11 protein-coding genes and 1 riboswitch are annotated in these 9,858 nt (G+C 60.8%); of the genes, 2 read left to right on the top strand and 9 right to left on the bottom strand.

Annotated elements, in window-relative coordinates:
• The 3 genes from OCV80_RS00465 to OCV80_RS00455 all read right to left on the bottom strand — a co-directional run.
• The coding region (locus tag OCV80_RS00465; RefSeq protein ID WP_267288140.1) for a nucleotide exchange factor GrpE at positions 1 to 567 on the bottom strand (567 nt) is incomplete at its 3' end.
• Complete coding sequence (hrcA, locus tag OCV80_RS00460) at positions 564 to 1,637, bottom strand: heat-inducible transcriptional repressor HrcA (RefSeq protein WP_249390841.1); 1,074 nt, start codon at positions 1,635 to 1,637, stop codon at positions 564 to 566. The genes hrcA and OCV80_RS00465, both read right to left, overlap by 4 nt.
• Before the next feature lie 193 nt (positions 1,638 to 1,830).
• Complete coding sequence (locus OCV80_RS00455) at positions 1,831 to 2,442, bottom strand: folate family ECF transporter S component (protein ID WP_021748247.1); 612 nt, start codon at positions 2,440 to 2,442, stop codon at positions 1,831 to 1,833.
• A 77-nt stretch (positions 2,443 to 2,519) separates the two neighbouring features.
• A riboswitch (THF riboswitch) is annotated at positions 2,520 to 2,624 on the bottom strand.
• Between the two features lie 135 nt (positions 2,625 to 2,759).
• Between OCV80_RS00455 and OCV80_RS00450 the strand changes: the two genes are divergently transcribed.
• Positions 2,760 to 3,272 carry an ATP-binding protein gene (locus OCV80_RS00450; protein ID WP_136891075.1) on the top strand — a complete coding sequence of 171 codons (513 nt, stop codon included), beginning with the start codon at positions 2,760 to 2,762 and terminating at the stop codon, positions 3,270 to 3,272.
• A gap of 51 nt (positions 3,273 to 3,323) precedes the next feature.
• Here OCV80_RS00450 and OCV80_RS00445 read toward each other — a convergent pair whose 3' ends face one another.
• The 6 genes from OCV80_RS00445 to rsxC are packed head-to-tail and all read right to left on the bottom strand — an operon-like array spanning position 3,324 to position 8,499.
• Positions 3,324 to 4,217, bottom strand: a complete 894-nt coding sequence (locus tag OCV80_RS00445) for an RnfABCDGE type electron transport complex subunit B (protein ID WP_021748245.1) — start codon at positions 4,215 to 4,217, stop codon at positions 3,324 to 3,326.
• Between the two features lie 17 nt (positions 4,218 to 4,234).
• Positions 4,235 to 4,825, bottom strand: coding sequence for an electron transport complex subunit RsxA (gene rsxA / locus OCV80_RS00440; RefSeq protein ID WP_021748244.1), 591 nt, complete (start codon positions 4,823 to 4,825; stop codon positions 4,235 to 4,237).
• Positions 4,825 to 5,460, bottom strand: coding sequence for an electron transport complex subunit RsxE (gene rsxE, locus OCV80_RS00435; protein ID WP_021748243.1), 636 nt, complete (start codon positions 5,458 to 5,460; stop codon positions 4,825 to 4,827). Before rsxE ends, rsxA begins: the two co-directional genes overlap by 1 nt.
• 17 nt (positions 5,461 to 5,477) lie before the next feature.
• A complete protein-coding gene (locus tag OCV80_RS00430; protein ID WP_021748242.1) occupies positions 5,478 to 6,110 on the bottom strand; it encodes an RnfABCDGE type electron transport complex subunit G in 633 nt (210 codons plus the stop codon).
• Entirely contained in the window at positions 6,107 to 7,129 is a 1,023-nt protein-coding gene (locus OCV80_RS00425; RefSeq protein WP_021748241.1) for an RnfABCDGE type electron transport complex subunit D, read from the bottom strand. Before OCV80_RS00425 ends, OCV80_RS00430 begins: the two co-directional genes overlap by 4 nt.
• Positions 7,126 to 8,499 carry an electron transport complex subunit RsxC gene (rsxC, locus tag OCV80_RS00420; RefSeq protein WP_021748240.1) on the bottom strand — a complete coding sequence of 458 codons (1,374 nt, stop codon included), beginning with the start codon at positions 8,497 to 8,499 and terminating at the stop codon, positions 7,126 to 7,128. The genes OCV80_RS00425 and rsxC overlap by 4 nt, the downstream gene beginning before the upstream one ends.
• A 344-nt stretch (positions 8,500 to 8,843) precedes the next feature.
• On the opposite strand from rsxC, the gene OCV80_RS00415 reads away from it, so the two are divergent.
• Entirely contained in the window at positions 8,844 to 9,668 is an 825-nt protein-coding gene (locus OCV80_RS00415; protein WP_021748238.1) for a DUF975 family protein, read from the top strand.
• Positions 9,669 to 9,858: the final 190 nt, after the last annotated feature.

Raw genomic sequence — 9,858 nt, 5'->3', positions numbered from 1 at the left:
CAGCAGGAACCCCGCCTGGAACACCTGGGATACCACGTTCTCCCCAAGGTTCTCATCATCGATGTGCATAACGGCGTTGTGCTTTTCCGGGTCAAATGGCTGGCCCTGGGCCTCGATCTCCGTGACTCCCAGCTTCTTCAGGATCTCCTGGTACTGGTGGAAGATCATCTCCAGCCCCTTCTTGTGGGGAGAGTCCTCATCGCCCTCAGTGGCCACAGCCCGCTCCAGGTTGTCGTACACCGCCAGGAACTCCTTGATGGTGTCCGCCTTGGCGTCCTGGTAGAGATTGTCTTTCTCCTTAGCGGTGCGCTTGCGGTAGTTGTCGTACTCTGCCGTCAGCCGGACGAACTGATCCTTCACGGACTCCAGCTGCCGGGCGGCCAGCTCCGCCGCCTCCATCTGCTCCCGGGTCAGGGTGTAGGTCTTTTCCTTTTTCTTCTTGCCCCTGGCGGCCTTCTCCGCCTTCTCATCGGGCACCTTCTCCTCCGCGGGGGGAGCCTCTTCCTGAGGAGCCTCCTGCGGCTCTTCCGGCGTCTCCTCCGCCGGCTGCTTCGTCTCTTCGCTCATTCTTTTGCATCCTCCTTCGGGGGTAATTCCTGTTTGCCGAACAGCCGCGTCAATCCCTCCGCAAAGCCGGAGAGCCGGGCGGCCACGGTTCCGTAATCCATTCGTGTGGGTCCCACCACGCCGATCAGGCCCCGCATGTCGTTGCCGATGTCATAGCTGGCCACCACCACACTGGTGTCCTGCAGGGCCTCGCTGACATTCTCCGGACCGATCAGGATCTTCATGGGCCCCTCGTCCGGCACAGGGAGATTCTCCTTGCTGTCGGACAAAAAGCTCATCAGCTGGTGGGCCTTGTCTGCGTCCCGGAACTCCGGCAGCTTCAGCAGTTGGCTGGTGCCCACGGTAAACACCTCTTTCTGCCCCGCCTCCTGCAGCACATCCGCCGCGTAGGCGATGGTCTGGCTCAACAGCAGGAACATCTGGGGCGTCACCTGTTCGGACACATCCATCAGCCGCCGGTTCATCTCGTCTGCGGAGATCCCGGTGAAGTTGCTGTTCAGCAGGTTCACCAGGGTGGGCATCTGCTCGGTGTCCACCTTCAGCTGCATCCGCAGCAGCTGGCTCTTCACCCGGTTGTCGCCCATCATCATGACCACGATGCAGCTGTGCTCATCCACGGGCAGCAGCTCAAACCGCCGGGCGGTCATCTGCTTCTTGCCGGTGGCGGCCACATAGGCGGGGTAGTTCATCAGAGAACTCACCGCCCGGCCCGCCTGGGAGATCACCCGGTCCAGCTCCTCCATCCGCATCTGGAGGGACTGGTTGATCCGCTCCGTCTCTGCGATGGAGAGCCGCTGGCGCTCCATCAGTTCGTTGACATACAGCCGGTAACCCTTGGGAGAGGGCACCCGCCCGGCGGAGGTGTGGGGCTGTTCCAGATAGCCCAGCTCCGTCAGATCCGACAGCTCGTTGCGAATGGTGGCGGAGCTGACGCCGCCCATCTCCGCGGCAATGGCCTTGGAACCCACCGGCTCTGCAGTACGGACATAGTCCTCCACCACCACTTTCAGTATTTGCTTTTTCCGGTCCGTGAGTTCCACAAAAAGCACCTCTGGTCCAAGCTGTCTCACGCTGGTTTTAGCACTCCTTTCTCCGGAGTGCTAAAACGAGTTTACCACCACGCGCCTTCATTGTCAACGGATGGATATAAACAAATTGTAAACAAATGCCATCGGATTTTTGAACATTTTCCGCGGCTCCGCAAATCAAAAACCGGCCGCCTGCCGCGGCCGGTTTTTCGTCTCACATGGTCCCCCTGTCCGCTCAGTCCGGCCTGGCCCCCGCCCCCTGCCGGGGCAGCATCCCCGTCCGCTGAAGGGCCGGCTGCAGCGCCCGCAGCAGAAGCACCAGCAGCACCGTCTGCACCGGCAGCATGATGAGGTTTTTCACCGCGCTGAGAGACGCGCTGGCATACCAGGCCTCCAGGCTGAAGCGGCCGTTGCTGTTGAGAATGGCGATCCACAGCGCCCCCAGCACCACGTTCTGCACATTGGTGACCAGCTTGGCGCAGAAGATCCGCCAGACCCGCAGGGGCGCCCGGTACAGGAACAGAGCGTAGGTCAGCACACCCAGCATAGTGGTCAGAGTATAGCCGGGGAAAAAGGGATAGCCGCCTCCTCCAGTGAGGAAGAAGCTGAGGATGTCCTCCGCAAAGGCGAACAGCAGGCCCAGCACCGGGCCGCAGACCCAGGCACAGACGGACCGGGCCAGGAAGCCCCAGGTGACCTTGGCCCCGCCGAACAGCGGCACCGAGGGCACTTGGGCCAGCACAATGCACAGGGCGATCATCAGGGCGGAGAACAGCAGCTTCCGAAGGTCCCGGACCTCCCGGGACGCGTCCCGCCAGTAGTCGGCGGAAAAGGGATGTGCGTACATAAAAAACCTCCTTCTGTTTTGGCAGTCCGAAATTCGGAGATGCCGCACAGAGGAAGGCCGAAAGGGTCCCTGTATGCGGCAGCGGGATGCGGGACACACACTGCGGACTCGCGGTCCTTTCGTCCGAAGAGCAACTCCCCGTCTCTCCAGCACTGGATGTACACGTATGTCCCTACTCTGCCTGTTAGATATTGTCCATTATAGGACTTTCGCGGAAAAAAGCAAGGGTTTCCGCCGTTTTTCCAGCACACCTTGCGGCAATCCGGTCCATGTGTTAAGATGACCGCAACCCGAATAGGAGAGGAGGCGATCCGCAGATGGTTCTTTTGATTACCGGCGCCTCGCACACAGGCAAAACCCTGCTGGCCCAGAGACTTCTTCAGACATACCGCTGTCCCTGTCTCTCCATGGATCTTCTGAAAATGGGACTTATCCGAAGCGGCAACACCCGCCTCACGCCGGAGGATGACCAGGAGCTGGAGTCCTATCTGTGGCCGATTGTGCGGGAGATCATCAAAACCGCCATTGAAAACCGCCAGGATCTGATCGTGGAGGGCTGTTATGTCCCCCCACGCTGGAGTCAGGACTTTACGCCGTCCTATCTCCGGGAAATCCGCTTTTGCTGCCTTGTGATGACCAAGGCATATATCGAGACCCATTTTGCAGACATACAAAAATATGCCTGTGCGGCAGAGCGGCGCATTGACGATTCCACCTGTACGAAAGAGACTCTCCTCCTGGATAACGCGCACTATCAGCAGATGTGCGAGACCTGGGGGTATCCCTGTATTCTGATCGATCAGGCGTACGAGGTGGATATCCCCCTGTGAAAAAACGATCCCGGCCCTTTCGGCCGGGATCGTTTTTTCACTTACTCTACGTTACTGGGCAGCGCCAGCGGTCTCCGCAGCCTTCGCGGCAGCGGCCTTCTCCGCCTGGGCCTTCTTGATGGCCTTGTACTTCTCCTTCTCCTCCGCGGTGGCGATGGGAAGGATGGCGTCCCGCGGGCAGACCTTGGTGCAGAGCTTGCAGCCCACGCACTTGTCGTAGTCGATGACAGCCACGCCGTTCACCACATGAATGGCGTCCTTCTTGCACTCCTTCTGGCACAGGCCGCAGCCGATGCAGGAGTGAGTGCAGACGCTCATGGCAGCCTTGCCCTTGTCCTGGTTGGCGCAGGCCACGTGGACCTTCTTGGACACAGGGACCTCCGTGATCAGATGGCGGGGGCAGGCCTTGGCGCAGGCCATGCAGTCGGTGCACTTGTCCGGGTCCACCACGGCGGCGCCGTTGGGACCGATGGACATGGCGCCGAACTGGCAGGCGGACACGCAGGAGCCGAAGCCCAGACAGCCGAACTGGCACTCCAGGGGACCACCGGCCACCTTGGTGGCGGACAGGCAGTCCTTCACACCGACGTACTCATAACGCTTGGCGGCGTTGGTGCCGCCGTTGCAGCGGACAAAAGCCACCTTCCGCTCACCGGAGGGAGCCTCCTGGCCCATGATCTTTGCGATGGCGGCAGCATTCTCCGCGCCGGCAGGGGCGCACGCATTCACCGGAGCCGTGCCCGCCAGGATGGCGGCGGCACAGCCGGCGCAGCCGGGGAAGCCGCAGCCGCCGCAGTTGGCGCCGGCCAGATGGCTGAGGATTTCCTCTTCCCGGGGGTCCTTCTTTACCTCAAAGACCTTGGAGGCTACTGCCAAGATGAAGCCGAACACGGCGCCGAGGACAGCCAGCACCACAACGGCAGCAATGACATTTCCGATATCCATTTTCCTCTTGCCTCCTCTTACCAGACCTTCAAACCGGAGAAGCCCATAAACGCCAGGGCCATCAGACCAGCGGTGACCAGGGCGATGGGAAAGCCCTCAAACGCCTTGGGATAGTCCGCAAACACCAGCCGCTCCCGAATGCTGGCGAACAGCACGATGGCCAGCAGGAAGCCCAGGCCGCCGGTGATGCCGTAAACTACGGAGGAGATGAAGTTATAGTTGTTCTGCACGTTCAGCAGCACCACACCCAGTACGGCGCAGTTGGTGGTAATCAGGGGCAGATACACACCCAGAGCCGTGTACAGAGACGGCATGGATTTCTGTAAAAACATCTCCACGAACTGGACCAGGGATGCGATGACCAGAATGAAGGTCACGGTCTGCATATACTCCAGTCCAAAGCGAACCAGGACGAACTCGTTGACCGCATAGCACACGGCGGAAGCCAGTCCCATGACGAACGTCACAGCGATGCCCATGCCCACAGCGGTGTCCACCTTCTTGGAAACACCCAGGAAGGGGCAGATGCCTAAGAACTGGGAGAAGATGAAGTTGTTTGCCAGAATGGCACCCAGCGTAATTGCCAGGAGTTCATAGATTTGATCCATTATTTGCTCTCCTCCTTATTTTTCTTAGGTCTGGACAGCGCCCACTGCATCAGGGCAATGAGGCAGCCCAGCACCAGGAAGCCGCCGACGGGCAGGGTCAGCATGCCGATGGGGAACTGCTCCGGCAGGATCTGAATACCATCGCCGCCGTTGAGGATACCGCCGCCGAAGGTGCCGGCGCCCAGAAACTCACGGATGATGCACATAACCATCAGCACCACAGTGTAGCCAAAGCCCTGGAAGATACCGTCCCAGAAGGAAGCGGCCACACCGTTCTTGTAGGAGAAGGACTCCGCCCGGCCCAGGATGATGCAGTTCACCACGATCAGGGGGATGAACACGCCCAGCGACTCGGACAGGGCCGGAACGAATGCCTGGATCAGCAGATCCACGCAGGTCACGAAGCCAGCGATCACCACAATGAACATGGCGATACGGATCTTGTCCGGCACGATCTTGCGGATAGCCGCGATGATGACATTGGAAAGGGTCAGGATGACGGTGACCGCCACGCCCATGCCCAGGCCGTTGAAGAACGAGGTGGTGATGGCCATGGTGGAACACATGCCCAGCACCTGCACCAGCACAGGGTTGTTGGTGATCAGTCCCTCTTTGAACTGTTTGCCTAAATTCATGAATTGCTCCTCCCTTCTCAGCCCATGGCAGCCACGGCAGCCAGCGCCGCATTCACGCCGGCAGTCACACCCTTGGTGGAGACGGTGGCGCCGGTGATGGCGTCCACGTTAGTGCCCACCGTCAGAGTGCCGTCCGCCGCGCTCTTGCCGATAAACTGGTCCAGCACACCCACGCCGGAGGCGGTGGGTTCGTTGCCCACGACCTTCGTGCCGATGCCGGAGGTCTCAGAGTGGTTGACGACAGAAACGCCAGTGACGGCGCCTTCCGCGTCCACGCCCACCATCATTTCAATGCTGCCCTGGGAGCCGGAGGCGGTGACCTTTACGGCATAGCCGGCGGCCTCGCCGTTCACCTGGACCTCGTACATCTCGTTCAGGGTGCCGCCGGCAGCTGTGGCCGCAGCGGTCATGTCGCCAGACAGTTCCAGCGCGTCGGAGAAGGTGGTGTTGTCCGGATCGGACACCACGGCCAGCATGGCCGCTTCAGTCTTCTGCTGGTTGATCTCAGCGATGGGGCCGGCCGTCACACCGTTGACCAGACCCAGCAGCAGTGCCACGATCAGGCAGGTCCCCAGCAGGGTCACAGTCAGCTTTACGATGTACTTGGGGTCCATATCAATCTTTTCTTTGGTCTTGACTTCGTTGCTCATTTCGCAGCCGCCTCCTTGTTAGCGGATTTCACAACGCCGAAGCGAGAGGGCTTCACAGCCTTGTCGATCAGCGCCACTACCAGGTTCATAATCATGATGGAGTAGCACACGCCCTCGGGATAGGAGCCGAAGTAGCGGATGAACACCGTCAGCAGGCCGCAGCCCAGGCCGAAGATCAGCTGGCCGGTCTTGGTGACGGGGGAGGTGGTGTAGTCAGTGGCCATGAAGAAGGCACCCAGCATCAGGCCGCCGCCGAAGATGCTGTACAGCATGAACTGCAGATTGTCGGCGCCGCCCTTGGGGAACAGGAAGGTCAGCACGGCCACGGTGGCGATGTAGGCCGCGGGGGTCTGCCAGCTGATGACCTTGCGCCAGATCAGATACGCTCCGCCCACGATCAGCAGCAGGGCGGAGATCTCGCCCAGGGAGCCGCCGATATTGCCCAGGAACATATCCGTCACGCTGTACTGGCTGGTGAGGCCGGCCATGTCGCCGGTCTTCATATAGGCCAGAGGCGTGGCAGCGGTAACCACGTCGGCAGTGCCGGCCAGGGGCACCCAGCCGGCCTGGGGATCCGCCCAGGCGCCGCTCATGGTGCCGGCATAGCTGGCCACCAGGGCGGCACGGCCCGCCAGCGCGGGGTTGACGAAGTTCTTGCCGATGCCGCCGAACAGCTGCTTGACCACCACGATGGCGAAGAAGTCGCCCACCAGGATCATCCAGTAGGGCATGTTCACCGGGCACACGAACGCCAGCAGGATGCCGGTAACCGCGGCGGAGAGATCGTTCACGGACTGGGGCTTCTTCATGAGCTTGCGATAGCCCCACTCAAAGAACATGCAGCCCACCACGGACACGGCAGTCAGAGTCAGGGCCCGGAAGCCGAACTTCACAATGGCCCAGATCAGGGCGGGCATCATGGCGATGATAACATCCAGCATGATGGAGCGGGTGTTCTCCGCCGCCCGGATGTGGGGAGAAGAAGTGGCAATCAGTTTGAGATTCTTGTAGTCAGTCATTTCGCAGCGGCCTCCTTTGCTTCTTCGGCCTTTTTCTTTGCCTCGGCGGCAGCCCGGTCAGCGGCCGCCTTGTCCTTCACCAGCTGCTTGCCGGTTTTGAACATATGGGTCAGGTGCATCCGGGCCGGGCAGATGTAGGAGCAGGCGCCGCACTCCATGCAGTCCATGATGTGGGCGTCATTCAGCTCCTCCACCATGCCCTTGGAGGCATACTGGTACATGAACAGGGGCTCCAGGTGCATCGGGCAGACGGACACGCACTTGCCGCAGCGGATGCACTGGGGATTCTCCACGGTCTTCTCCTCGTTCTCGCAGAAGGCCAGGATGGCGCCGGTGCCCTTGGCCACGGAGATGTCCGCGGTGTACTGGGCCATGCCCATCATGGGGCCGCCGGCGATCAGTTTGTATGTACCGTCCTTCAGGCCGCCGCAGGCGTCCAACAGGCTGGAGACGGGGGTGCCGATGGGGCACTCCAAGTTCTTGGGCTCCACCACGCCGGAGCCGGAGACGGTGACGATCTTGCGCACCACGGGCATACCGGTGGTCAGGGCCCGGTAGATGGCGCATGTGGTGTTGATGTTGAATACGGCGCAGCCGATATCGGCGGGCAGTCCGCCGGGGGGCACCTGGCGGCCGGTGATGGCCTGGCAGAGCTGTTTCTCACCGCCCTGGGGGTAGCGGCAGCGCAGGGGCTCCACCACCACGGGGGCCTTCTGCTCGGCAATGACCTTGTTCATGGCGTCGATGCCGTTGCGCTTGTTGTCCTCCACGCCGATGACGACCTTGTCCACGCCGAACATCTTGGCCAGGAACTTGGCGCCGCCAATGATCTCCTCGGGCCGCTCCAGCATGGTGCGGTGGTCGCCCGTGATGTAGGGCTCGCACTCCGCGCCATTGATGATGACGGTGTTCACCTTGCCGATGCCGCTGGTGATCTTCACGTGGGTGGGGAACGTAGCGCCGCCCATGCCGACGATGCCGGCGTTCTTGACGATCTCCACCATCTCCTCCACGCTGAGGGCATTGGGATCCGCGGGGGCCTGGACCTCTTCGCTCACCTCGTCCTGCATGTCGTTTTCAATGACCACAGACGTGATGTTGCCGCCCATGGAATAGGGGCGGGGTTCCACTGCCTTCACCGTGCCGGAAACGCTGGCGTGGATCGGGGCGCCCAATCCGTGGAATTCGCCGATCTTCTGGCCCACCTTCACGTGGTCCCCGGCCTTGACCAGGGGCGTGCAGGGCGCGCCAAAGTGCATCGACATGGGGATGACCACAACAGCCGGCGGAGCCAGCTGCTCGATGGCCTTTTCATTGGTTGCGGCCTTCATATCATGGGGATGAACGCCGCCAAAGAAAGCTTGTGCCATTGTCTTCACCTCATTTTTACTCCTTGATAGTCGGCCCGGGCAGGAGGGCACGGCCCCTCCCCTTCCCAAGAGAGGGGGTCTCCAGGCAGGCGACACTATCACATACTGCGCCTCATTCTACACCTATTTTTGAAAAATGTCCAGACTGTGAACGACAACTTTTGAAAAAAATATGCTTCTTTATACAGAATCTTTGCAACTTTTCACACGTTTTATCCAGTTCTGTCATTCCCTCCCATTTTTACGCCGTCTCTTGTTATTTCAGAAGAAACATGATATGCTTGGTGATACGGGTCCGGCTCCGGCCGCCCCATTTTCAAATTATCTGGAGGCCAAGACATATTATGATGGCACAACTGATCGACCGAAAGCATCTGAAGCAGGAGATGAAGGAGCTGCTGCGCTCCGCCCAGGTCAGCCCCCGCGGGATGACCTGCCTGTACCTGGCCCTGGTGCTGGTGCTGAACCTGGCGGACAGCTTCATGGGTCTTATGAATCCGGGCCTGCTGGGCACCTTCATCTCCATCCTCACCGGCCTGATGAGCATGGTCCTGGCCTCCGGCTTCGTGATGTACTGCATGGCCATCCGCCGGGGCGAGCGGGCGGAATACCTGACGCTGTTCGACGGGTTCTCCTTTGTGGGCAAGGTCATCCTGCTGAACATCGTGATCTACCTCTTCACGTTCTTCTGGTCACTGCTGTTCGTCATTCCAGGCATCATCGCCGCCTACCGCTACCGCTTCGCCCTGTACAACCTCTATGAGAACCCCGGCATCGGGGTGATGGAGGCCCTGAACATGAGCAAGCAGCAGACTCTTGGCTACAAGGGGCAGCTGTTCATGCTGGATCTGAGCTATATCGGCTGGCTCCTCCTGGCGTCCCTCACCTCCGTCGTGCAGACGGGCTATATCTACGCCTGCATTTTCCAGGACCCCGGCTACTATTTGGCGAACCCCGCCCAGGTCTATGCCATCACCCTGCCCATGCCCGTAGGATTGCAGGTGGTGCTGGGCTGTGTCTGGCCGCTGCTGGTGGCGTTGTTCTACCTACCGGTCTACCAGTGCACGGAGCTTGGCTATTTTGACACCGCCAAGCACACTTCCGGCGTGGGAGAGGGCGCGGCCCCCAAGGATCCCGGCAGCTTTGACAGCGGCTGGGGAGGCTTCTGAGCGCCCCATTAAGCCTACAAGCCCCCGGCGGGTTTTAGAACCCGCTGGGGGCCTCTCTTTCAGGAGACCTCGCCTGCGGGCCGGGCCGGGGGCTCTGCGCCATCCGGCCTCCTTCCGGGGTCCGCCTCCGCGCCAAGGGCCCCCCTCCACAAGCATCTTTCAGATTCTCCCTCAGACGCAAAGCTCCCCC

The organism is Oscillibacter acetigenes, assembly GCF_025567605.1.
GTDB lineage: Bacteria > Bacillota > Clostridia > Oscillospirales > Oscillospiraceae > Oscillibacter > Oscillibacter welbionis.
Note: the sequence above shows the minus strand (reverse complement) of the source record. Positions and strands in the feature narration are given on the sequence as shown.

Excerpts from the sequence above, each read along its gene's own strand:
- OCV80_RS00415 (WP_021748238.1), top strand. The coding sequence starts at position 8,844 with ATGATGGCACAACTGATCGACCGAAAGCATCTGAAGCAGGAGATGAAG.
- OCV80_RS00425 (WP_021748241.1), bottom strand. The coding sequence starts at position 7,129 with ATGACTGACTACAAGAATCTCAAACTGATTGCCACTTCTTCTCCCCAC.
- rsxC (WP_021748240.1), bottom strand. The coding sequence starts at position 8,499 with ATGGCACAAGCTTTCTTTGGCGGCGTTCATCCCCATGATATGAAGGCC.
- rsxA (WP_021748244.1), bottom strand. The coding sequence starts at position 4,825 with ATGGATCAAATCTATGAACTCCTGGCAATTACGCTGGGTGCCATTCTG.
- rsxE (WP_021748243.1), bottom strand. The coding sequence starts at position 5,460 with ATGAATTTAGGCAAACAGTTCAAAGAGGGACTGATCACCAACAACCCT.
- OCV80_RS00455 (WP_021748247.1), bottom strand. The coding sequence starts at position 2,442 with ATGTACGCACATCCCTTTTCCGCCGACTACTGGCGGGACGCGTCCCGG.
- OCV80_RS00445 (WP_021748245.1), bottom strand. The coding sequence starts at position 4,217 with ATGGATATCGGAAATGTCATTGCTGCCGTTGTGGTGCTGGCTGTCCTC.
- OCV80_RS00430 (WP_021748242.1), bottom strand. The coding sequence starts at position 6,110 with ATGAGCAACGAAGTCAAGACCAAAGAAAAGATTGATATGGACCCCAAG.
- OCV80_RS00450 (WP_136891075.1), top strand. The coding sequence starts at position 2,760 with ATGGTTCTTTTGATTACCGGCGCCTCGCACACAGGCAAAACCCTGCTG.